Below are 22,527 nucleotides of genomic sequence, written 5' to 3' on the forward strand. Positions count from 1 at the left end.
TTCCTCTACCAGGGCAGGGACCCCTCCTCGGACGGCATCGACTACGCGAAGCTGCCGTACCGGCCGGGCGTGCTCACCCTGCAGCGCTGACCCTCAGCCCGACGAAGACGACGAAAGGCGCCCCCATCGCAGAGAGGGGGGGCGCCTTTCGGCATCTTCACCTACTTGAGTGCTGCAGCGCTACTTAAGCGCTGTACCACCCGAGTTGTGATAGGCGATCGTCTTGTTGATCAGGTTTCCGCCGTCGGACTCGACCGTGGTCTGTTCCTGCTGCCCCGGACCGAAGAACAGGCCGGCGACATGGGCGTTCGCCACCTGGTCCATGTGTCCGAAGAACCAGTCCACCTTGTCGTCCTTGTAGTGGTTGAGGGTGTTGTTCTGCGCCATGTTGCCCACGGGGATCTGCCACAGGACCACCGGCTTGCCCACGGACTCGGCCATCGTCTTGTAGAACTTCAGCGTGTCAGCGGCCGTCTGGTCGGTCCAGAAGGTGTTACGGCCGCCGTGGGCCGGCTGTGCGTACCAGCCCGCGTCGCGGTCCGACACGTCGGAGACCAGGAAGTCGGCGTCCTGCGCCCCGAGGCTCGCGTAGTCCTTGACGCATTTCTGGGTGTCGTTCTGCCAGTCCCAGCAGGTGAGGTGGAGCCCCGCGGCGGTGTTCGGCGCGTACTTGTGGGCCATCGAGATCAGGCAGCGGGAGAGTCCGGCGGCGCTGTTCTCCTGTGATCCGCAATCCTTCGGATTCGCGGTCGAGACCTGCGCGGCAACCTTGTGCGGATCGCCGAGCGACCGGACGTAGCCCCAGAAGTCGGGCTCGATGTCGATCGCGTCGTGCGACGTGCCGATCTTCTGGAGGAAGAAACGGTAGTCGTTCAGGTACCGGGTGAGCAGGTCGACCCGGTTGATGGCCTTGACCTCACCCGGACCGTCGCCCTCGCCCGCCGCATCGCCGAGGTCGCGCAACGAGTACCAGCTCCACAGCATCTTCTGCGGACGCGAGCTGCCCTTGTACGTGGCCTGGGACGCCACCTCGTCCCGCCAGGTCACGTACGTGCCGGGCGCCGTGGTGCTGCCGTTCCAGCAGCCCCACCAGCTCGACCACCCGTCCTTGCACTTCGCTGCCGTGTAGTAGTCCGACGAGGGCGCGGGCTGGCTGTGCACATAGGCGTAGCGCGCGTCGAACGGCGCGGCGTTCGCCGAGGCGTCGGACATCGAGCCGCCGATGATCACCTTGTCACTGCCCAGGAAACGCTTCGCCGAGCTGCCGCCACCACCCGCGGGCGACGGAGACGCGGACGAAGGCGAGGACGACGGTCGCGTGCCGCTCGGAGTCGGGCTCGCGGGAGCGCTGCTGCTCGGCGTGGTGGGCGTACCGCCGCCGCTGACGTTCCCGACCGCGACGAGCTTCCACTGCTGATCGGCGCCGCTCCGGTCGCGGTTCTGGACGACGCCGCCCCCGTCGGCCTTGGCGGCCTTGTGGACACCGACAGCCATACCACTGAAGCGATTGACCAAACGCACGTAGCCGTTCGACGACTTGGCCAGCTTGAACTGCTGATTGCTGCCGTTCAGGTCTTTCCACTGCACGACGGCGGAGCCGGCGGTCTTCGACCAGCCGAGGTCGTCCAGCACCTTGCCGGAGGTCCGGTTCTTCAGCCGGTAGTACCCGTCACCCGCGTCGATGAACCGCCACTGCTGGTTGGCCCCGCCGTGGCGCGCCCACTGCACCACCGCCGCGCCGTCGTTCTTGGCGGAGCCGCGGTCGTCCAGCACCTTGCCGCTGTTGCGGTTGACCAGCACATACCACTTCTTCAGGTCCAGAGTTTTCTGGTCCGCCGAAGCCTGGCTGACCACGACAGCCGAGCCGGCCACGATCACCATGGCGAGACCTCCCCAGAGGCCCCGACGCGCGAGCAACCGACGACCACGATGCTTCGGACGACCACCGCGCGCGCCGTCGTCGGCACGGTGTCCGCCGACGCGGGACGCCATCGATGACGTGGGTGGACCGGGGACATGTCTGTGCTCTCGTTCCAGGGACATGCCTGTGCTCTCTTTCAGCTGTTGCATGTGACCGGACCACTTGGCCGGACACCACTGAGTGGTCAGAGAGGCCGAAAAGGTTGCCGCGAAGATCCACAGAACTTTTTTCTGTGGGCCGGACGGTCACCCTGAAGCTCAACGGCGTGGAGGAAGGCGGCGCCGCCCGCCCGTCCACGAAAGATCAGCGAGCTGCAACGGCTGGTCGCCGGCTCCAGGAGACAGTCAGCTCGTACACCGTGATCGACCAGGCAATCGGCGTGGTCATCGAGGTGTCGTCGATGCCGTAGGTGTCCCAGGCGGGGAGCGGTCCGTGGGCGGCAGGCTCTCGCCGTCGGCCATGAGGCAGTCGGTCAGCGCCGCATGCAGTGCGTCCCGGGCTGTCGGCGTCCCGTGCGGCTTGCGAGGGTAGAGGCTCCCCGTCCCGTGCCCGGCACACCCGACACGTGATCACCTCCGTTCTGGCACGGGAGTGGCACGGCTCGCTACTTTAGATGGGTGCCCTAAGAGAGCATCTGATCAGTGTTCACGCCGATGCGAGCGGGATGTCCGTTTCGATTCGCCAGGTTGGTACGGATTCCCCGGTCAACTCGCGGGACATTTTGTTAGCCATCGCCCAGTGGATCATCGTCCGGGATGCAGGCGGCGGTGCTGCATCAGCCAGCCGAAGGTCCGCTCGATCACCCACCGCTTTGGCAGCGGCTCGAACCCCTTCGTCCGGGTCCGTTGCACGACCCCGACGTCGATGCCGTGGTCGGCACCGTGATTGAAGATGCTGCTCTGATAGCCGCCGTCGGCCCAGATCTTGACCACGCTGGGATGACGCGCCGCCAGGTCGTCGGGAAGATACTTTCCGCCGACGGTGTCGTGGACGTTCGCGGCGGTCACCAGGACGGCCAGGACCAGGCCGAGGGTGTCGGTGATCAGATGGCGTTTGCGCCCTTTGATCTTCTTGCCGGCGTCGATGCCCTGACTGCTCTCGGCCACGTTTACCATCGCCACGTTCCAGCCGTGGCCGGCTGCTGCTGCCCGCTGCCTTCGCACGGCTGACCGCCGCGCACCCGGACACCGAACTCCATGTCGTGGAGGCCGAGCTGGAGGGTCCGCGAACTCAAGCACGGCCTGGGCCTGACCACTTCGAGGGCCGGTCCTGGCCTGGCTGGCACCACCACGTCACCCTCGTGACCGCCGCCCACGCTTTCCTCACCGAACAGCGCCTGGCCCCAAGGCGCCCGAACGGGTCTCACTCTCTACCAAGTCCTCGACGCACTACAGGACGTCCTGAGGTGTTGGACCGGCACCTGCGCCACCTGCCATCAGCCCCTGCCCAGCCGGACACACAGCACATCAAGATCGAGACAGACCAACGGAGTCCTGTGGAAAGTTAGGCTGCATTCGCTGATGTCTCACATCAATGAGAGCGAGGCGGAGGCCGCCGTGAAGCTGTCGAACCTGGACCTGAACCTCCTCGTGTCGCTCGACGTGTTGCTGGAGGAGCGTTCGGTGACGCGCGCCGCTGCTCGCCTCGGCTTGTCCCAGCCCGCCCTCTCGGGCGCGCTCGCCCGGTTGCGGCGGCACTTCGACGATCCGCTGCTCGTCCGATCAGGCAACACGTCCGAGTTGAGCCCACTCGCCCAGGCCCTGCGGCTCCGCACGGCTCACGCGCTGAAGGAGGTCGAGCGCGTGTTCGCCAGTGAGGCCGTGTTCGATCCGGCGACCTCCACGCGGAGCTTCACCCTGCACGCCTCGGACTACGCCATGGCCGTGCTCGGCCCGCGGGTCGCGCAGGTGCTCGCGGACCGGGCTCCCGGTGTCATGCTGCGGTTCGAGAATCACCCGAACACCGTGACGGACAGCCCGACCGACTGGCTCCGCGGGATGGACGGCATGATCGTTCCACGCGGATACGTGTTCGACCTGCCGTCGAGCGACTTGTTCACCGACGAATGGGTGTGCGTGGTAGATCAGGGCAACGACGCCGTCGGTGCTGCCCTGACCATGACGGACGTCGCCGAGCTGCCCTGGGTACTCACCCACCACGGACCGACCCGCTTCCTCTCCGCCGTGCGGCAACTGGAGCAACTGGGAATCGAGCCCAGGGTCCAGGCGGTCGTCGAGAGCTTCCTCGCCCTGCCGTTCTACATCGTCGGGACCCGTCGACTCGGACTCATTCAGCGTCACCTGGCCGACATACTGGCGGCCCGTCACCGACTCCGGGTGCTCGCGTGTCCCTGGGACGTGGTGCCGGTGGTGCAGGCGCTCTGGTGGCATCCGCTGCAAACTCGCGAGCCGGGGCACGCGTGGCTGCGGTCGGTCCTCACCGAGACGAGCCGGCACCTCGACCGGCGGACGTGACGTTCCCGGCCGCCGCGGTGATCCCCGGGCGACATTTGTCTGCCTTATATAGAGCATCAGCATTTTCAGCTTCCCTGATGTGGTCGGCCGAGCAGATAGTGGGGGCGTCACAGTAAACGGAAGGACCGCTCATGGTTGCTCCTCTTGCTCTCGCCACGGTCGTAGACGCTCACGCGGAACGTCCCGCGCTGGTCGTTGATCTCGACTGGGGTCCCGACCGGCGGGACCTCTCCTGTCCCGTGCCGACCGTGCACACGCCACGGCAGGACTCCCCGCTCGTGGAGCAGCCGTGAACATCCCGCAGACGCCCGCCCCAGGCAGGGACCTCGCGATCGACGTGCACGCCCACTGCTTCATCGCTGAGGTTGAGGCGCTGGTCGCCGACGAGCCTGGGCTCGCCGAACTCCACGCGCTCGAGGCACGGCGCCACGGCGCGAAATCGATGACAGTTTCGGGGCAGATGGTCCGGGCGGCCATGCCCGCGCTGACGACTGCGGAGCGGCGCCTTTCCGACATGGACGCGGCGGGCGTGGACGTGCAGGTCGTTTCGCCGTCCCCGTCGCACTACCACTACTGGGCGCACCCCGATCTTGCGACCGAGGTGTGCCGAGCGGCGAACCGCGGTGTGGCGGCCGTCGTCGCCCAGGCTCCCGACCGGCTGGCGGGGTTCGGACTGGTCCCGCTGCAGCATCCCGATCTGTGCGTCGCCGCTCTGGACGACGCTCTCGGTCTCGGTCTCAAGGGCGTCGAGATCTCCTCGTTCGCCCCCGGCGTCGAGCTGTCGGACGCACGGCTCGACCCGTTCTGGGCGCGGGCCGCCGAGACTGCCGCTGTGGTGTTCCTGCACCCCCTCGGCTGTTCGCTCGACGAGCGACTCGACCGGTTCTACCTGGCCAACACGGTCGGACAACCGGTCGAGAACGCCGTCGCCCTCTCGCACCTGATCTTCGCGGGGGTCCTGGACCGGCACCCGAACCTGCGGGTGATCGCCGCGCACGGCGGCGGCTACCTGCCCACCTACCTCGGCCGCTCCGAGCACGCCTGGCAGGTGCGTAGCGACGCCCGGCAGTGCGCCGAAGCACCCTCGGCGTACATGCGCCGGATCTGGTTCGACTCGCTCGTCTACACCCCGCAGGCGCTGCGCGCGCTGGTCACCGCCGTCGGCGCCGACCGGGTCGTGCTCGGCTCCGACCATCCGTTCGACATGGGCGTGCCCGATCCGCTTGCCCGCCTCGACGCCGCCGGACTGGACCCGGCCGACCGCGCCGCGATCGCCGGCGGCACTGCACAGAAGCTGGGGCTGGTCCCCGGGAAGGAAACCTGATGCCGGACACGGTGGCTCCACGCCTGGTCACGCACGTGCGGCACGTCGACTCGCCGTACCCGACCTGGCGGCCCAGCAGGCGTTCTGCACCGGCCAGTGAGCCTCACCCGGTCGACACGGCTCGGCTGTACCCGCCTTGCTCCTTCCTTGGTTCACCATCCTCGGTAAGCGCCAGGCAGCAGACGTGGCTGACGACATCGCCGGTGACAAGCTCCAGGTCGTGCACAGCACCGAGCTCGCGAACCGTGCATCCTGTGCTCGACCGCCTTCCGGAAGATCTGCTCCAGCAGGATTCTGGTGTGAGGGTGCTTGCCGTCGCTCTCGCCGACGCTCCGGCCCAGTCTCCGGACTCCGTCGGACGCCGCCGAGTCGGTCGTGCCGAGTATTCCGGGTGGGCAATTCGGTCTGGATCGGTGATGGGCGCGGGCACCGGGCGCAGCGGGACCTGCTGACGCTTGCCTTGGCGGGCACGATGGGAGTTGGAGAACTTCTCGTACTCGCGCAGGGCATGGCGCAGAACCGCACAGTCGCTGGTCAGGTATGGTCTTGCGGAGCCGTCGGTGGCCGGGAAGAGATCGGCCACGCAGTTCGCTTGGCACGGAGACGTCTTTGGGCCTCCGGCTCTCCAGCCCGACCGGGGGCGGCACTCGACCGCTTCCCCTCGCGCCCACACCTCGCCCGGTGGCTGACAGCTGGCCACCTGTCGGGCGCACCGGGCCAGACGAGTGTCTCGACGACCTCGTACCGAACACGGCGAACCGAGCGTTGCCGGCACGGAGTGATCGCCGGGCGGCTCCGCATCGAGTGACCGCGTTTTTTTGATTCACGATCGATGATCCGTTTCGCTGCCGGCGCGGCGAGATGCCGGCAAGAGCCCTTCCGTGCATCCCGTGGACACACCCGTCTCGCACTCTATGTCCTGGCCCACGGTCGTCTGCCGGCCGAACGGCTCGCGGAGGCTACAGCTGGTGCGATTCGGAGAACGTGACCCTGCGGTCTGGCGCCGATATGGGGACATGGTGCTACAGGCGCTATGCCACTGCCCACACTGCTGACAGGACAGTACCGATCTCATCTACTGAGGCGTGCTCAGGAAACCGTCCGGGCCGCCCGCGGCGAACTCGGTTGTCGCCACCGCCTCGCATGAGAGGTGATCAAATGAGGAGAGAATGCCATGGATTTGGGGCTGAAGGACAAACGTGCGGTGGTCACCGGTGGCAGCCGGGGCATTGGCCTGGCAGTGGGCCGGGCTCTCGCCCAGGAAGGTGCCGATGTCGTACTTGTCGGCCGCAATGCGCAGACGGCGGCCGAGCAGGCCGCTGCGCTCGCCGCCGACACCGGGGCGCGCGTGATCGGGATCGGCGCGGACACCGGTGACGACGTCTCGGTAGCGACCATGGCCGCGGCCGCCATTGAGCAGTTGGGCGGCGTCGACATCCTGGTCAACAACGCGGCCATGACCAACCCCGGCGTGATCGCGGAGTCAGCGTTGGAAGCGGAGATCAACGTCAAGGTGCGGGGCTATCTGCGCTGTGCGAGGGCGTTCGCGCCCGGCATGGTCGAGCGCGGCTGGGGCCGGATCATCAACGTCGGCGGCGCTGCCGCGCGGCGCACCGGCTCGGTAACCGGCTCGATACGCAATGTCGCCGTTGCCGCGCTGACCAAGAACCTCGCCGACGAACTGGGCCCACGTGGCGTGAACGTCACCGTCGTACACCCCGGCCCCACCAGCAGCGACACCATGGCCACGGCGTTGGCGGCCAACGCCGAGTCCCGCGGGCTGACTGTGGAGGAGGTCGAACGCGAGTTCAGCGCGGCGATCTCGATCGGCCGGATCGTCACCCCGGACGAGGTCGCCGCAGTGATCGCGTTTCTGGCCAGCCCACGCAGCGTCGCGCTCAACGGCGACCCGATCATCGCCAGCGGTGGTGAGCTCGGTCCCATCTACTACTGACCGCCCCGACGGGATGAACTCCCCATGGTGAGCCGGGAAGTGTGGCCGGCACCGTGTCCGTACGACGGCGGGGACCCCCATGACAACTGACTACGCGTCACCCGGCAGTTGTGAGAGGGCATTGATCTAGGTGTATTGCCTGTATGCCCTAGCCTCGCGGCTTTCACGAGGTGGGCTGTCCAAGAGTTGATCAGAAACACGGAAAGTGCCCTTGACCTGCAACGACAGGACTTGCTGAGGGTCCTGTTGGCTGCAAGGAAAAGAGCACTTCCAGGTGAGAGAGCCTATCTCGTCGTACCCACGTGTCCGTGTCCAGGGAGACGGTCGGCAGGTGGTCTCGCAGGCCGGTGCGGTCCTGCTGCTGGAGACGGTCCGCAAGACGGGCCTTGACCAGGCGATATCCGCAGCTCTGGCTCCGTGGCGCAAACCGCGGGCCGTCCACGATCCCGGCAAGATCCTCCTGGACGTCGCCATGGCGGTCGCACTGGGCGGGGACTGCCTCGCGGACGTCGCCATGCTGCGGTGTGAGCCGGCCGTCTTCGGCCCGGTCGTCTCCGACCCCGACCGTCTCCCGCCTGATCGACGCCCTCGCCGCATCCGGCGAGAAAGCCCTGCAGGCGGTCCGGTCCGCACGCGCCGAAGTCCGTCATCGTGCCTGGTCGTTGGCCGGCGAGAACGCCCCGGACGCCGACGGTCAGGTCACCGTCGACCTCGACGGCGTCCTCGTGCTCGCCCACTCCGACAAGCAGGACGCGGCCGCGACCTGGAAGAAGACCCACGGCCATCACCCGCTGACGGCCTTCGTCGACCACGGACCGGGCGGAACCGGAGAGCCCGTCGCCACCCTCCTCAGACCGGGAAACGCGGGCTCCAACACCGCCGCCGACCACATCACCACCGCCCAACTCGCCCTGGCCCAACTGCCCAAGCGCTACCGGCGAGGAGGGCAGACGCTGATCCGCACGGACTCCGCCGGCGGCACCCACGACTTCGTGTCCTGGCTCGCGAAGCGGGGCCGATGGCTGTCCTACTCGGTCGGTATGACGGTCACCGAAGCGATCCACGAACATGTGCTGAAGGTCCCCGCCTCGGCCTGGACCCCGGCCGTCGAGGCCGACGGTGAGGCCCGGGACGGGGCCTGGGCCGCCGAGCTCACCGGCACGCTCCTGGACGGCTGGCCCAAGGGCATGCGGCTCATCGTCCGCATGGAACGGCCCCATCCCGGCGCCCAGTTGAGGATCACGGACGCGGACGGCATGCGGATCACGTGCTTCGCGACCAACACCACCGGCTGGCCGATCGCCGAGCTCGATCGAGCTGCGCCACCGGCTCCGGGCACGGGCCGAGGACCGGATCCGGGCCGCCCGGGCCACCGGCCTGCGCAACCTGCCCCTGCACGCCACCGCCCAGAACCGGTCTGGATGGAGATCGTCCAGATCGCGCTCGACCTGCTGGCATGGATGCCCATGCTCGCCCTGACCGGCCGGGCGAGGCTCTGGGAACCGCGTCGCTTGCGGTTCCGCCTGTTCTCCGCAGCCGGCCAGCTCGTCACCACCGGTCGGCGCAGGATTCTCCGCCTCGCCCGGCACTGGCCCGGCGAGATCACCGCTGCCCTTGAACGGCTCGCGCTCCTGCCCGACCCCGGCTGACCAGCAACCCACCGTCCCTGCGACAGCATCACCCGCCCCGGGCAGTGGAACCCGGCGCCCACCCGACGCGACAGCCGGGCCACCGGCCTGCCCGGCATCAGCTCCGGAAGGCAAAAGGGTCCACCGACTCCGTCGGCGGACCCTCAAGAAAGATCGAGGCTAGGGGCGCCGTTTGGCCCGCGGACGGCCCCGGGTGAATTCCCTGGGAGTCCGCACAGTGACGCAATATGTTCTAGAAGAAGCCAAGCTTCTGAGGGCTGTAAGAACAAAGAATGTTCTTGGTCTGCTGATAGTGCTCCAGCATCATCTTGTGCGTCTCACGCCCGATCCCCGACCCCTTGTAGCCGCCGAACGCCGCATGCGCCGGATAGGCGTGGTAGCAGTTCGTCCAGACCCGGCCCGCCCGGATCGCGCGGCCCGCGCGGTACGCCGTGTTGATGTCCCGCGTCCACACGCCCGCACCGAGTCCGTACAGCGTGTCGTTGGCGATCTTCATGGCGTCGTCGAAGTCGTCGAAGGTCGTCACCGAGACGACCGGCCCGAAGATCTCCTCCTGGAAGATCCGCATACGGTTGTCGCCCTCGAAGACGGTCGGCTGGACGTAGTAGCCGCCCTTCAACTCACCGTCGTGCTCGATACGTTCGCCGCCCGTGAGGACCCGCGCACCTTCCTGCCGGCCGATGTCGAGGTAGGAGAGGATCTTCTCCAACTGGTCGTTGGAGGCCTGCGCGCCGATCATCGTGTCCGTGTCGAGCGGGTGACCGGTCTTGATCTGCTCGGTGCGGGCGACCGCCGCCTCAATGAACTCGGCGTAGTTGCCGCGCTGGACCAGCGCCCGGGACGGGCAGGTGCACACCTCGCCCTGGTTGAGCGCGAACATCGTGAAGCCCTCAAGCGCCTTGTCCCGGAAGTCGTCGTTCGCCGCCCAGACGTCGTCGAAGAAGATGTTCGGGGACTTGCCGCCGAGTTCGAGGGTCACCGGGGTGATGTTCTCCGAGGCGTACTGCATGATCAACCGGCCCGTCGTGGTCTCCCCGGTGAACGCCACTTTGGCCACCCGGGGGCTGGACGCCAGCGGCTTGCCCGCCTCCACGCCGAAGCCGTTGACGATGTTGACCACGCCCGGCGGGAGCAGGTCGGCGACCAGGCTCAGCCAGTAGTGGATGGACGCCGGGGTCTGCTCGGCCGGCTTGAGCACGACCGCGTTGCCCGCGGCCAGCGCCGGGGCGAGCTTCCACGTCGCCATGAGGATGGGGAAGTTCCACGGAATGATCTGCGCGACCACGCCCAACGGCTCGTGGAAGTGGTACGCCACCGTGTCGTCGTCGATCTCCCCGAGCGAGCCCTCCTGCGCCCTGATCGCCCCCGCGAAGTAGCGGAAGTGGTCGATGGCCAGCGGAATGTCGGCGGCCAGCGTCTCCCGCACCGGCTTGCCGTTCTCCCAGCTCTCGGCGACCGCCAGCTTGTCCAGGTTCGCCTCCATACGGTCGGCGATCTTCCGCAGGATGTCGGCGCGTTCGGCCACCGACGTCCGGCCCCACGCCGGGGCGGCCGCGTGCGCCGCGTCGAGCGCCCGCTCCACGTCCTCCTCCGTGCCCCGCGCGATCTCCGTGAACGGCTGCCCGTTCACCGGCGTCGGGTTCTCGAAGTACTGCCCCCGGATCGGCGGCACGTACTCCCCGCCGATGAAGTGGTCGTAGCGCGCCTGGTAGGAGACGATCGCACCCTCGGTGCCGGGCGCCGCGTAACGAGTCATACTGCTCTGCCTCCCGAAGAAGCGCTGCCCGCCGTTGGGCAGCTCTCGGCGCGAGGTTAGGGACGGCGAGGTTGCAAGTACGTTGCGCGAGCCGCCGCCGTTCCAGGTGCAAGCCGCCGCTGCTCCAGCTGCGAGCCGCTGCTCCACCAGCACGCCTCCGTTCTGACAGCGCACCGCCGCTCCGGCTGCGCGCCGGGGTCCCAGCGGCATGCTGCGGCTCCAGCAGCACACCGCGGTTCCAGCAACGCGTCGGGGTTCGGCCAGGCTGCAGGATCGAGGCGCTGTCAACGCGCCGGCCGGTGCTCCCACGCGCGCGGTGCCGACAGCTCGGACTCCAGCGCGGCCAGCTGTGACCGTACCGCCGCCGTCGGGCGCACCGCGGCGAGCGCCCGCCACACGTCCAGGTCGTCCTCGCCCCACGGCGCGTGCGCCCAGTCGGCCAGCAGGTCGGGGTCGCTGCGGGCGATCAGCGCCGTACGCAGGCCGTCGGCGAGGCGACGCCTGAGCCGCACCACCGCCGGTGCCTGGGAGCCGGGCAGCAGCGGGCCGCGGTACGCCGTGGCCGCGGCCGTGACCGCACCCGTCCCCAGACGACGCTCGACGGCCGCCACGTCCGACTCGACCGGCACGGTGAGCCGGTACGGTCGTGACGCGAGCAGACCGGGGCCGAGTACTCGGCGCAGGCGGGCCAGTTCGGCGCGCAACGTCACCGGCGTCACCGACTCGTCCTCGTACAGCGCGCACAGCAGCTCGTCCCCGGTCAGCCCCTCCGGATGGCGGGCCAGCAGCACCAGGATCTCGCTGTGCCGACGACTGAGCCTGACCCGGCGGCCGCCCGTCAGCAGCTGTGCCTCGTCGCGGCCCAGCGCGCTCAGCTCGGGCGTGTCGGCAGCGGGCACCCGCGGGGCGAGCAGTGCCAGATGGGACTCCGCGGCACGCGCCACCGCCTGCACGAACCCCAGGCTGTGCGGATGTGCGAGCCCGTCCCCACCGGTGATGTCCACCGCCCCGATCACCCGCCCGGTCCGCGGATCGTGCACCGGCGCCGCAGCACAGGTCCAGGGCTGCACCCGGCGGATGAAGTGCTCGGCGGCGAACACCTGCACCGGCCGGTCCACGGCGACCGCCGTGCCCGGCGCGTTCGTCCCGACCGCGGTCTCCGCCCACCGCGCACCCGGCACGAAGTTCATCCGGTCCGCTCTGCGCCGGGTCGTCGGATGCCCTTCCACCCACAGCAGCCTGCCGTGCGCGTCGCACACCGCGAGCAGATGCTCGCCGTCGGCGGCGAACGTACCGAGCAGCTCCCGGAACAGCGGCATCACCGGCGCCAGTGGATGCTCCGCTCGATAGGCGCCGAGATCCCCGTCCACCAGCTCCACACTCGCGGTCCCGTCCGGACCGACACCGGCCCGCGCGGAACGCCGCCACGAGTCGGCCACCACGGCACGCACCGGCTTCGACACCGTTCCCGCCTCGGTGAACGTCTCATGGGCACGACGCAGCACCCGTACACGCTCGGCGGGGTCGGCCCCCGGCTCCAGGGCCACCCACGGATCGGTCAACTCGGCCTCCCCCGGAAAGCGATGCGGCTGGGGACATCGTCACTCCGGGTACGCGTGCGGACAACCTTTTCGACGGTGCGACGCGAAGGTCGAGCCTGCCGCTCCGGCCCGGGTAGGTGCCGGCAAGAGACCCGGAGGCCGGCTCAGGCCCGGTTGACCAGTCGTATGTAGCGCGTCCAGTCCCAGTGCGGACCAGGATCGGTGTGGTCGGTGCCCGGCACCTCGTAGTGCCCGATGATGTGCGCGCGGTCCTTCGGTATGCCGTGCCTGGCGCAGATCGCCGCGGTGAGCCGGGCCGACGTCTCGTACAGGACGTCGGTGAAGTAGTCGGGCTCGTCCACCCAGCCCTCGTGCTCTATCCCGACGCTGCGCGTGTTGTGGTCCCAGTCCCCGGCGTGCCAGGCGATGTCCGCCTCGCGAACGCATTGGGAGGTGTGCCCGTCGGCGGACCGGACGACGTAGTGCGCGGACACCTGCTTCCTGGGGTTCTCGAAGACCGTCAGGCTGTTGGGGTAGGTGGTCTGTGTCACGTGGATGATCACTTGGTCGACGGGATGGGTCGCGGGGCGGTTCGCCGCCGTGTAGTTGGCGGTGCTCGCCGGTCGCCACTCGGCCAGTGGGTAGTCCGGGCCCGGGATGTGCGCACCGGCCCGCGGTGCGGGAAGCAGGGCGTACGGGACGGCGGCCAGAGCGGTGCCCTGGAGGATCCGGCGCCGGCTGAAGCGTGGTCGTGCGCGTTCCAAGAGGGGATTGCCTTTCATCGTCGAGGTGGGCCGGGGCACTCAGCGCAGAGCCGCCGCCGTCTCCCTCAGTCGTGCGTGCACTCCCCGGTGCGTCTCGCGCGCGGGCAGCCACCGCTTGCGGATCTTGGCCACGCAGGTGTAGTTGGTGTCGCACACGTTGGCCAGCGGCGACTCGACGGCCTGGGTGGCGAACTGGTACGCGTCCAGCTCACTGAACCCGTAGTCGCGCACCAGCCACTGCACCAGGTCCAGCTGGGATATCCGGAACGCGTCCTCCAGCGGCCGGGCCGAGCCGGTCGAGATGATGTGCGTGTCCGACTCGATGCGCGGCCACGGCGTGGCAAGCCCCTTGAGCAGCTCGACGATCACCACGGTGTTCATCGCGCACTCGACCGCGACCCCGCAGGTCTCGCCCTCGCCCTGCCGGGCATGCCCGTCACCGAGGCTGAGCAGCGCGCCCTCGACGTTCACCCCGAGATAGCAGGTGACGCCCGCCCGCATCTCCGGTGTGTCCATGTTCCCGCCGTGCGCGTCGGGCACCAGGGCCGAGCGCACCTCCAGATTGGCGGGCGCCACCCCGACCGTGCCGTGCATCGGATCCATGGGCAGCTCGGCCTCGATGTCACTGTCGTGGGCCCGGAACAGCGCCGTACGCCGGGTCCGGTCGAGCTGCCAGATCCAGACGGTCTCCGGCAGGGGCGGTTGCAGCGTGGCCGTGCTGTGCGTCGAGGTGAGGGCGCCGAACAGTGGGACCGTGGTCGAGGCGGCCCAGTCCCGGGCAGGTTCGATCGACACGAAGTGCACGGCGACCGTGTCACCGGGTTCGGCGCCCTCTATGTGGAAGGGACCGGTCTGCGGGTTGAGGTAGGGGAACTCGCACACCTCGGACACCAGGTCCTTCTCCGACCGCACGCGTCCGGCGAAGCAGTCCTCCGTGTACAGATCGAGAACCGTGCCGGGTGCGATGCGCGCCACCGGCGGTGCGCCGCCGAACGTCCAGGCGTACTCGCCGGGCTCCGGTCGCACGGTCAGGATCCGGGGGTCGCTCATCGCTGCGCAGCTCCGTTCTGCGGAAGGCCGGTGGGGGAGGGGTCGTCCAGGTGGACACGGGCGGTCTCGGCTATGCGCCCGGGGTGGCGTCGTAGGAGCACGACCAGCACCACGACTCCCGTCGCCATCCACGCCCCGACCACCGGTCCGGCGTACGACACGGGAGCGGTCAGCTCGGAGACGAAGTCGAAGACGGGCAGCCCCGCCGCGGTCAGGAGCGCGGGCACGAACGCGACGATGCCGAGGACGGGCAGCAGCAGATGCCGTACGGGTTTGAGCGCCTCGCGCCTGCGCCGCAGGAAGTAGCCGGCGCAGGCCAGGTTCACGACGATGTACACGCCGATCACCACCGTGACGATCACCGTGGCCAACAGCAGGAACGCGGTCACGGGGTCGTAGGCGAACCCGAGTCCCAGCACCGTGGCGACCGCGACGACGGTCTGCACGGCGATACCGGCCGCGGGCGAGCGGTACTTGGGGTGCAGCACCGCCAGGAAGCGGGGCAGGACCCCGATGCGGGCCAGGGCGAAGGCGGTCCGGGTGGAGACGGTGGCGCACGCGTTGGCGTTGGCGATCGCCGAGTTGACCACGGCCAGGAACACCAGCACCCAGAACAGTCCGAACGACGCCCGGGCCACGCCCTCCCAGGAGGCGGCACCCGAGGCCCCGAACTCCCCGAAGCGGTCCGGCCCGAAATACACGGTCATGGCGTAGGTGGTGAGCACGTAGAACAGGCCGATGGCGAGGGCCGCGCCGAGCACCGCGCGGTGCATCGTCCGGCGCGGATTCCGCGTCTCCTCGGCCAGCGGTGCCGCGGCCTCGAATCCGGCGAAGGCGAGCACGGTGTAGACCGACCCGGCGAACACTCCGGTGAGGCCCGCGTAGCCCTCGGTCGTATGGGACGTACCGAACACGGACAGGGTGTTGTCCTCGCCCGCCTTCCCGATCAGCCAGCCGGCGAACACCAGGAGGACGAGGACCTCGAAGATGCCGAGGATCGTGCCGAACCGGGCCGAGGCACGCACCCCCAAGTACCCCGAGACGCCGATGATCGCGGCACCCGTCAGTGCCCAGGGCCACCACAGATCAGCCGGATACGACGACCACTCCTGGTGCAGCGTGCCCGCCGTCGTGAAGCCCAGTTGCAGAAGCAGCAGCGGCGGGACCAGCGCCTCGACGAACACATAGCCCCAGCCGACGAGGAAGCCCATGGCGGGATGCAGCCCCTGCGCCACATACGTGGACACCGAGCCCGCGGCGGGCAACTCCCGTGCCAGCTCGGCGACGCACGACGCGGTGAACAGGCAGGCCACGAGCGCGATCAGTACCGACAGCGGCAGACTTCCGCCCGCGAAGGCGGCGCCCGACGGAATGGACGCGGCGACCGCCGCGGCCGGTGCCATGGCCGTGATGCTCTGGAACAGGACCTCGCGCAGTCCGATGGCGTCGCGCCGTAATCCCGTCGCTGCCTGCCCCGTCATTTCCCCCGACATGTGAATCCCCTCGTTCACGCCGACGCGCCCGCCGTCGCCGTGACAGCACGGCTGCGGCTCGCGTGAATCACGGTACGGCGCTGGTGGGTTGGGCAGAAGAGCGCGCCGTGATTCCGTGGACAGGCGCGGAATTGTGGATAACTCGCTCACTCACAGTAATGATTCTCGAAGTGCCAGTTTGAATCTTGCCGCAGCAGGATGATGCCTTCGGTGGCATCGCCGTGTAGGCCTGACTCATTCACTCACTGACGCTTGGGCTGTCCGTCTCGTGAACTGTCGGTCCACGCGACGGTGCCACCTTGCACGTAGCAGGTGGGGCTTACGCACATCCCACCCGGGCCCGCCCCGAGGCTGATTCCACCTGGGATCAGGCCCGCTCCGCCACCGCCGCCGGATCGTCCAGCACCGCTCGCGCCACCGAGTGCGCGGCGCCCAGCAACGGCCCCTCGGGGCCGAACCGCGACACGGACACCGGGCAGGCGGGACCCGCCGTACGCCGGTCCAACTCGGCCTCCAGCGACGGCAGCAGCCAAGGCGCAAGCCCGGCCAGCGCACCGCCCAGCACCACACTCTCGGGGTCCAGCAGATTGACCGCACCGGTCAGGGCTATACCGAGCGCGGTTCCCGCATCGCGCAACGCCCGCCGTACGTTCTCGTCGCCCTCGGCAGCGCGCTCGGCCAGCAGGCCGACCCGGTCCTCACCCGGCTCCAGCCCGGCCGCACGCAGCACCGCCTCCTCGCCGGCGTACTGCTCCAGACACCCGCGTCCCCCGCACGCGCACTCGGGGCCGTCCGGCCGGACGGGCACATGCCCCAGCTCACCGGCGAAACCCCGAGTCCCGTGCAGCAGCCCCCCGTCCACCACGACCGCCGCGCCGATGCCGATCTCCGCCGACACATGCAGGAAGTCGCGTGGGGTGCCGTCGCCGAGCCAGAGTTCGGCGAGCGCGCCGAAGTTGGCCTCGTTGCCCACGGTCAGCGGGAAGTCCACGGGCAGCAGATCGCCGAGGTCCGTGTCGCGCCAGTCGAGGTTCGGGGCGCGCACGACCGTACGGGCGTCCCGTGCCACCAGACCCGGCACGGCGACCGCCAGACCCGCCGGCCACAGGCCCTCGCGATCGGCCTCGGCGAGTACCCGGCGTACCAGCCCGGTGAGTTCCTCGATCACCGGCTCGGGCGCACGGCCCCGGTTCGCGCCGTATCTGACCGCCCTGGACCGCACCTCACCGCGCAGATCGACCGCGCAGACGGCGAGATGGTCGACACCGACCTCGGCGCCTATGCCTGCCGGACCGCGCCCGCTGACGGCGAGCGCCGATCCGGGACGGCCCACCCGGCTGGGCCGCTCGGGACCGAGCTCCTCCAGCAGCCCCGAGCGGATCAACTCGTCGACGAGCGTGGACACAGCCGCACGGGTCAGCCCGATGCGGGAGGCCACGGCGGCGCGGGAGAGCGGACCCTCGGCGCTGACGGTGTGCATCACCCGGGCGAGATTGCGGCGGCGCATGCCCTGCTGGGTGTTGGGCAGCGCCGGTCCGGCGCCGGTTGGGTGGGCCTCGTGCAGCGGTGCGGTCATGCCTCCGTCAGTCCTCAGTGTGTCTCGGGGGTCCGCTCCAGCAGCGGGGCCGCGTCGGAGAGTACCCCGCTGATCCTGGCCAGCGTCTCCTCGTCCCGCTCCACGGCGTCGAGTACCGGCCCGCGCGCGGTGTTCCAGCGCCGGGCGACCGCGGCCGGATCCTCGCCGGTCAGCAGGCCGGCCGCCTGGGCCGCCGCGCCGAGCGCGACCAGTTCCTTGGCCTCGGGGACCTGCACCGGACGGCCCGACAGCCGTCGTACGGTCTGCTGCCAGGCGGTGCCCCGGGCGCCACCGCCGATCAGCAGCAGCGGGACCGAGCGGTCCGCGTCGTCGTCCAGGACCAGATCCAGGGCGCCGAGCAGCGAGTGGACCGCGCCGTCGTAGGCGGCCTGGAGGAGCTGACCGGCCGTCGTGTCGTGGCGCAGGCCGTGCAGGATGCCGGAGGCGTTCGGCAGGTTCGGGGTGCGTTCGCCGTCCAGGTAGGGCAGGAGGGTCAGGCCGGTGGTGGGTTCCACGGCCTCGCGGTCGAGGCCCAGCAGGGCGGCGAGACGGTCCACGGCGAGCGTGCAGTTGAGGGTGCAGGCCAGCGGCAGCCAGTCGCCGTGCGCGTCGGCGAAGCCCGCCACCGTGCCGGTCGGGTCGGCGGGGCGCCGCTTCGCCACCGCGTACACCGTGCCGGACGTACCGAGGCTCAGCACGGGCGCGCCGGGACGCAGACCCAGGCCCAGCGCGGCGGCCGCGTTGTCGCCGGTCCCCGGAGCGACCAGGGTGCCTTTGGAGAACGGCAGGTCATGGCTGTCACGCACGGTGCCCGCGATCTCGCCGGGCCGGACCACGCGGGGCAGCAGCGCCGGGTCTAGCCCCACATGCGCGAGGATCTCGTCGTCGTACGACTCCGTCCCCGACGCCCACCAGCCGGTACCCGAGACATCGCCGCGGTCGGTGGTGCCCTGCCCCGTGAGGCGTTCGGTGAGGTAGTCGTGGGGGAGGCGTACGGCCTTGGTGGCCTGCACCGACTCCGGTTCGTTCTCGGCCAGCCAGGCCCACTTCGTGACCGTGAAGGACGCGGCCGGGACGGATCCGGTGCGCTCGGCCCAGAACTTCGCGCCGCCCAGTTCCTCGGTCAGCCGGCGGGCCTGCGGCGCCGAGCGCACGTCGTTCCACAGCAGTGCGGGACGCACCGGCTCACCTCGGTCGTCCAGCGTGACCAGGCCGTGCTGCTGCCCGCCGATCGACACCGCGGCGGCCTCGTGCGCGGCGTCGCCGCACTGACGCAGCGCCTCGCACAGGGCGTCCCACCACTGGCGCGGGTCGCTCTCGCGGCCGGCCCCGGAGGAAACCGTGTGCGGCGCCTGGCCGCTCGCGACGACCTGCCCGGTCGACGCGTCGACGACCAGGGCCTTCGTGGACTGGGTGGACGTGTCCACGCCGACGACGAGCGGACCCTCGGCTGCTGACATCGGGTTTCTCCCTCTTCCGCGGCTCTGCGGGATCTGACCTGCTGATTCAAGGGTGCCCCGGATTACCACGACCCGGACCTCACCCCATCGGGGACACCTTGTCCCTTCCCAGGGACGCGACGGCATACTAATTTGTAAATCGCCATGACGAAATAGTCATGGCGAGTCGTGCAAGCAGTCGTCAGCAAGCAAGGAGCCGCGGTATGAGCTTCCAGCCCACCCCCGAGGACAGGTTCACTTTCGGCCTGTGGACCGTCGGCTGGCAGGGACGGGACCCCTTCGGCGAGGCCACCCGCCGTGCCCTCGACCCGGTCGAGACGGTGCAGCGTCTGGCCGAGCTCGGCGCCTACGGCGTCACCTTCCACGACGACGACCTGATCCCCTTCGGGTCCTCCGACACCGAGCGCGAGGCGCACATCAAGCGCTTCCGTGAGGCGCTCGACGCGACCGGCATGACCGTGCCGATGGCCACCACCAACCTCTTCACGCACCCCGTCTTCAAGGACGGCGCGTTCACCGCCAACGACCGCGACGTGCGTCGCTACGCCCTGCGCAAGACGATCTGCAACATCGATCTCGCGGTCGAGCTGGGCGCGAAGACGTACGTCGCCTGGGGCGGCCGCGAGGGAGCCGAGTCCGGCGCCGCCAAGGACGTGCGGGTGGCCCTCGACCGCATGAAGGAGGCCTTCGACCTCCTCGGCGAGTACGTCACCTCCCAGGGCTACGACCTGAAGTTCGCGATCGAGCCCAAGCCGAACGAGCCGCGCGGCGACATCCTGCTGCCCACCGTCGGCCACGCGCTGGCGTTCATCGAGCGCCTGGAGCGCCCGGAGCTGTACGGCGTCAACCCGGAGGTCGGCCACGAGCAGATGGCCGGGCTGAACTTCCCGCACGGCATCGCGCAGGCGCTGTGGGCGGGCAAGCTCTTCCACATCGACCTCAACGGTCAGTCCGGCATCAAGTACGACCAGGACCTGCGCTTCGGCGCCGGTGACCTGCGCGCCGCCTTCTGGCTGGTCGACCTCCTGGAGAGCGCCGGCTACTCCGGCCCCCGCCACTTCGACTTCAAGCCGCCGCGGACCGAGGACCTCGACGGCGTGTGGGCGTCGGCCGCGGGATGCATGCGCAACTACCTCATCCTGAAGGAGCGTTCGGCCGCCTTCCGCGCCGACCCGGAGGTCCAGGAGGCTCTGCACGCCTCCCGCCTGGACGAGCTGGCCCAGCCGACGGCCGCGGACGGCCTCAAGGCGCTGCTCGCGGACCGCACGGCCTTCGAGGAGTTCGACGTCGAGGCGACCGCCGCGCGCGGGATGGCGTTCGAGCGACTCGACCAACTGGCGATGGACCATCTGCTGGGCGCCCGCGGCTGAGGCTGCCGGGCCCGGCGCCAGGACGGCGCTGCCGACACCGCCGGGCCCGGCGTCAGGACGGGGCCGTAGGTACTGCCGTCACTCGCGCGCATGCCCGCGCGCATGCCCCAGCGCATGACCCGTCTCGCGTGCGGCCCGTCCGTCGAAGGGCGGGTTCACGCGCGGGTGCGGGTTGCGCGCCTGGGACCAGGGTGAGCTGACGGGGCGCCGCGCGTGTGTGCCGGAATCGTGCGATCCATGGAATGGGGCCGTATCAACTCCCGCGAGGGGGTCGCGTCCTGACGGATATGAGGCGACTCTTGACGGTATGGCTATGCCGCCCGTACCGCCTCAGCCGCCCGGACCGCCGGGTGACACGCCGCCGCCGGGTGGCGGCTTCGGACCCCCTCCTGGCGGCTATGGCCCCACAGGTTCCTCGGGAGGCTACGGTCCCCCTCCGGGAGACAGCGGCCCACCTTCGTACGGTGGTTGGCCTCCGTCGGAACCGCCCGACGGAGGTGGCGGACCGGGGCGGCGCCGCACCCCGGTGTTCATCCTGCTCGCTGTGATCGTGGCCGTCGGAGCCGTGGTGGCCGTGGTTCTGATGGTCTCGGGGAGCGACGACTCACCCGGCGAGAGGCCGTCGTCCGAGAGCAGCGGGAGCGGCTCGCCCAAGCCGTCGTTCAGCGTCCCGACCGAGTTGCCCAGCAAGCTGCCGAGCGAACTGCCGACATCACTGCCGTCGGGGTTGCCCACCGAACTGCCCAGCGGCCTGCCGAGCGACCTTGAGTCGCTGATTCCGTAACCGGAGGACGAGCGGTGACCGGCTGTCAGATGCCGTGCGGCAGCCGGACGTAGATCACCGAAGTCTCCACACCGCTGTCGACCAGCCGGCCCTGCGCGTCGAACGCGCCCGCCCCATCCGTCATCCCGAAGTCGTTGTCGTTGATGAGAGCCAGCGTGTCGTGGCCCACGCGCGCGACGCCCTCGATCTTCCCCGGCACACCGGCGACCGTGCCCAGGTCGACGACCAGCTTCTTGGAAAGCACCGGCACGCCCGAGGAGGCCGGGTCGTCGAGCTGTTCGAGCGACGGAGCCGTCGTGTCGTCGTCCCAGGGGCCACCCAGGATGTTCGACGCACGGTCCGGACGCACCAGCTGCAGCCGAGCGGCCTTGTCGGTGCGCTCCTCGACCAGCAGCCGGTTCCCGCCCACGGACACGACCGACGAGATCTTCAGCTCGGAGGGGTCGTCCTCGCTCGGGTCGATCACGTTCACCGGGTCGAAGCGGTACGCGTACTCGGCGGTGACCGCCTTCTTCTTCGGCGAGAACCGCAGCAGCCGCGTGGTGCGCGACGCCTCACCGGCGTCCGTGTCCGGCAGGGACAGCGGGCTCTGGACGGCCATCACCAGATCGCCGTCCGGCAGCTGCGCCAGCCCTTCGAAGCCGCGGTTGGTCTTCCGGTGCAGCAGCACGGCGGGCAGCGCCTCCACGACCGGATAGTCCGTGCCCGTGAGGCCGAGCCCCTTGGGCACATAGCGCGTGAGAACCTTCCCGCGCGCGGAGACATGCACAAGGGAGGGCCCGTACTCGTCGACGAGCCAGAAACTCCCGTCGGCGGCCCGCACTATGCCCTCGGTGTCCAGTCCGTTCGCGTTGTACGCCAGCGGAGTCCGCGCGTCGTACGAGTAGGGCGCCTCGTCGCGTCCCTCCTGGTTCGACAGCCCGGTGACGGGCTTCCCGGACGCGGTCGTGACCGGGATCGCGTCGAGCACCCGCACGGTGTCTCCCGTCACCCGAATCTTCACGATCGCCGGATCGAAGCCCGGCACGGGGAACGTACGGCGCTTCTTGCCGTCCACCTTGATCTGGCCGTTGGGGCCGCGGTCGGTGACCGTCCAGAACTCGCCCTTGCGGCCCGCCGGGTAGATGTCGCTGCCGATGCCGCCGAGGTCCACGCCCCGGTCGTTGTCCACGGTGCCGGGCAGCAGCGCGTTGCTGAACGCACCGAGCGGGAGGTCGCCGAGCGTCGCCGTACGCACGACGCGCGCGTCGCCGCCCTCGTCCCCTGCGCCGGAGGCGGGCCCGGCGGCCACGAGCGCCGCGATCACCGCGACGGGTACGCCTCCGGCGACGAAGCGGCGGCTGCTGCGCCGACCGGTGCTGTGCGGGGACATCTGGCCTCCTGTGAACCAAGTTCGCCGACAGTGGCCAGA

General features: G+C 69.7%; 18 protein-coding genes and 2 pseudogenes. 10 read left to right on the top strand and 10 right to left on the bottom strand.

Annotated features, from left to right (window positions below; translation table 11 throughout):
• Window positions 1-180: 180 nt before the first annotated feature.
• A complete protein-coding gene (locus POF73_RS17260; RefSeq protein ID WP_272116130.1) occupies window positions 181-1,881 on the bottom strand; it encodes an RICIN domain-containing protein in 1,701 nt (566 codons plus the stop codon).
• A 272-nt stretch (window positions 1,882-2,153) separates the two neighbouring features.
• Between POF73_RS17260 and POF73_RS17265 the strand changes: the two genes are divergently transcribed.
• Entirely contained in the window at window positions 2,154-2,330 is a 177-nt protein-coding gene (locus tag POF73_RS17265) for a hypothetical protein (RefSeq protein WP_272116132.1), read from the top strand.
• A gap of 334 nt (window positions 2,331-2,664) precedes the next feature.
• Here POF73_RS17265 and POF73_RS17270 read toward each other — a convergent pair whose 3' ends face one another.
• Window positions 2,665-3,084, bottom strand: coding sequence for a transposase (locus POF73_RS17270; protein ID WP_272116134.1), 420 nt, complete (start codon window positions 3,082-3,084; stop codon window positions 2,665-2,667).
• 39 nt (window positions 3,085-3,123) lie between these two features.
• Here POF73_RS17270 and POF73_RS17275 point away from each other — a divergent pair.
• From POF73_RS17275 to POF73_RS17305, 7 genes and pseudogenes are all read left to right on the top strand, one after another.
• Window positions 3,124-3,314, top strand: a pseudogene (locus POF73_RS17275) (IS701 family transposase); the annotation flags it as partial.
• Window positions 3,315-3,441: 127 nt separating this feature from the next.
• A complete protein-coding gene (locus tag POF73_RS17280; RefSeq protein ID WP_272116136.1) occupies window positions 3,442-4,395 on the top strand; it encodes a LysR family transcriptional regulator in 954 nt (317 codons plus the stop codon).
• Window positions 4,396-4,526: 131 nt separating this feature from the next.
• Window positions 4,527-4,688 (top strand): hypothetical protein, encoded by a 162-nt coding sequence (locus tag POF73_RS17285; RefSeq protein ID WP_272116139.1) that lies wholly within the window; start codon window positions 4,527-4,529, stop codon window positions 4,686-4,688.
• A complete protein-coding gene (locus POF73_RS17290; protein ID WP_272116142.1) occupies window positions 4,685-5,719 on the top strand; it encodes an amidohydrolase family protein in 1,035 nt (344 codons plus the stop codon). The genes POF73_RS17285 and POF73_RS17290 overlap by 4 nt, the downstream gene beginning before the upstream one ends.
• Before the next feature lie 1,174 nt (window positions 5,720-6,893).
• The gene (locus POF73_RS17295) at window positions 6,894-7,673 is read left to right on the top strand and encodes an SDR family NAD(P)-dependent oxidoreductase (protein ID WP_272116144.1); all 780 of its coding nucleotides are present in this window, start codon (window positions 6,894-6,896) and stop codon (window positions 7,671-7,673) included.
• A 331-nt stretch (window positions 7,674-8,004) separates the two neighbouring features.
• Window positions 8,005-8,151: pseudogene (locus POF73_RS17300) on the top strand (IS1380 family transposase); the annotation flags it as partial.
• 46 nt (window positions 8,152-8,197) lie between these two features.
• Window positions 8,198-9,322 (top strand): transposase, encoded by a 1,125-nt coding sequence (locus tag POF73_RS17305; RefSeq protein WP_272116146.1) that lies wholly within the window; start codon window positions 8,198-8,200, stop codon window positions 9,320-9,322.
• A gap of 232 nt (window positions 9,323-9,554) precedes the next feature.
• On the opposite strand, the gene exaC is transcribed toward POF73_RS17305, so the two are convergent.
• From exaC to xylB, 7 genes are all read right to left on the bottom strand, one after another.
• Window positions 9,555-11,078 (bottom strand): acetaldehyde dehydrogenase ExaC, encoded by a 1,524-nt coding sequence (exaC, locus tag POF73_RS17310; protein WP_272116148.1) that lies wholly within the window; start codon window positions 11,076-11,078, stop codon window positions 9,555-9,557.
• Between the two features lie 284 nt (window positions 11,079-11,362).
• Entirely contained in the window at window positions 11,363-12,640 is a 1,278-nt protein-coding gene (locus POF73_RS17315) for a GAF domain-containing protein (protein ID WP_272116151.1), read from the bottom strand.
• A 143-nt stretch (window positions 12,641-12,783) separates the two neighbouring features.
• A complete protein-coding gene (locus tag POF73_RS17320) occupies window positions 12,784-13,383 on the bottom strand; it encodes an N-acetylmuramoyl-L-alanine amidase (RefSeq protein ID WP_272116153.1) in 600 nt (199 codons plus the stop codon).
• Window positions 13,384-13,422: 39 nt separating this feature from the next.
• Window positions 13,423-14,433: an acetamidase/formamidase family protein gene (locus POF73_RS17325; protein ID WP_272116155.1), complete on the bottom strand. Its 1,011-nt coding sequence runs from the start codon at window positions 14,431-14,433 to the stop codon at window positions 13,423-13,425.
• A complete protein-coding gene (locus POF73_RS17330; protein WP_272116157.1) occupies window positions 14,430-15,914 on the bottom strand; it encodes an APC family permease in 1,485 nt (494 codons plus the stop codon). Before POF73_RS17330 ends, POF73_RS17325 begins: the two co-directional genes overlap by 4 nt.
• Before the next feature lie 379 nt (window positions 15,915-16,293).
• A complete protein-coding gene (locus tag POF73_RS17335) occupies window positions 16,294-17,502 on the bottom strand; it encodes an ROK family transcriptional regulator (RefSeq protein ID WP_272116158.1) in 1,209 nt (402 codons plus the stop codon).
• Between the two features lie 14 nt (window positions 17,503-17,516).
• Window positions 17,517-18,962 carry a xylulokinase gene (gene xylB / locus POF73_RS17340; protein ID WP_272116160.1) on the bottom strand — a complete coding sequence of 482 codons (1,446 nt, stop codon included), beginning with the start codon at window positions 18,960-18,962 and terminating at the stop codon, window positions 17,517-17,519.
• A gap of 203 nt (window positions 18,963-19,165) precedes the next feature.
• Here xylB and xylA point away from each other — a divergent pair, with 203 nt between their 5' ends.
• A complete protein-coding gene (gene xylA, locus POF73_RS17345; RefSeq protein ID WP_272116162.1) occupies window positions 19,166-20,332 on the top strand; it encodes a xylose isomerase in 1,167 nt (388 codons plus the stop codon).
• Between the two features lie 544 nt (window positions 20,333-20,876).
• Complete coding sequence (locus tag POF73_RS17350; RefSeq protein ID WP_272116164.1) at window positions 20,877-21,116, top strand: hypothetical protein; 240 nt, start codon at window positions 20,877-20,879, stop codon at window positions 21,114-21,116.
• Between the two features lie 25 nt (window positions 21,117-21,141).
• On the opposite strand, the gene POF73_RS17355 is transcribed toward POF73_RS17350, so the two are convergent.
• Window positions 21,142-22,488 carry an esterase-like activity of phytase family protein gene (locus tag POF73_RS17355; protein WP_272116166.1) on the bottom strand — a complete coding sequence of 449 codons (1,347 nt, stop codon included), beginning with the start codon at window positions 22,486-22,488 and terminating at the stop codon, window positions 21,142-21,144.
• Window positions 22,489-22,527: the final 39 nt, after the last annotated feature.

This window comes from Streptomyces sp. HD (genome assembly GCF_028369295.1).
In the GTDB taxonomy this organism is placed as follows: Bacteria; Actinomycetota; Actinomycetes; order Streptomycetales; family Streptomycetaceae; genus Streptomyces.

Coding starts and splice junctions, on each gene's coding strand:
- POF73_RS17330 (WP_272116157.1), bottom strand. CDS start 15,914: ATGACGGGGCAGGCAGCGACGGGATTACGGCGCGACGCCATCGGACTG.
- POF73_RS17295 (WP_272116144.1), top strand. CDS start 6,894: ATGGATTTGGGGCTGAAGGACAAACGTGCGGTGGTCACCGGTGGCAGC.
- POF73_RS17355 (WP_272116166.1), bottom strand. CDS start 22,488: ATGTCCCCGCACAGCACCGGTCGGCGCAGCAGCCGCCGCTTCGTCGCC.
- POF73_RS17260 (WP_272116130.1), bottom strand. CDS start 1,881: ATGGTGATCGTGGCCGGCTCGGCTGTCGTGGTCAGCCAGGCTTCGGCG.
- POF73_RS17280 (WP_272116136.1), top strand. CDS start 3,442: ATGTCTCACATCAATGAGAGCGAGGCGGAGGCCGCCGTGAAGCTGTCG.
- exaC (WP_272116148.1), bottom strand. CDS start 11,078: ATGACTCGTTACGCGGCGCCCGGCACCGAGGGTGCGATCGTCTCCTAC.
- POF73_RS17285 (WP_272116139.1), top strand. CDS start 4,527: ATGGTTGCTCCTCTTGCTCTCGCCACGGTCGTAGACGCTCACGCGGAA.
- xylA (WP_272116162.1), top strand. CDS start 19,166: ATGAGCTTCCAGCCCACCCCCGAGGACAGGTTCACTTTCGGCCTGTGG.
- POF73_RS17335 (WP_272116158.1), bottom strand. CDS start 17,502: ATGACCGCACCGCTGCACGAGGCCCACCCAACCGGCGCCGGACCGGCG.
- xylB (WP_272116160.1), bottom strand. CDS start 18,962: ATGTCAGCAGCCGAGGGTCCGCTCGTCGTCGGCGTGGACACGTCCACC.
- POF73_RS17325 (WP_272116155.1), bottom strand. CDS start 14,433: ATGAGCGACCCCCGGATCCTGACCGTGCGACCGGAGCCCGGCGAGTAC.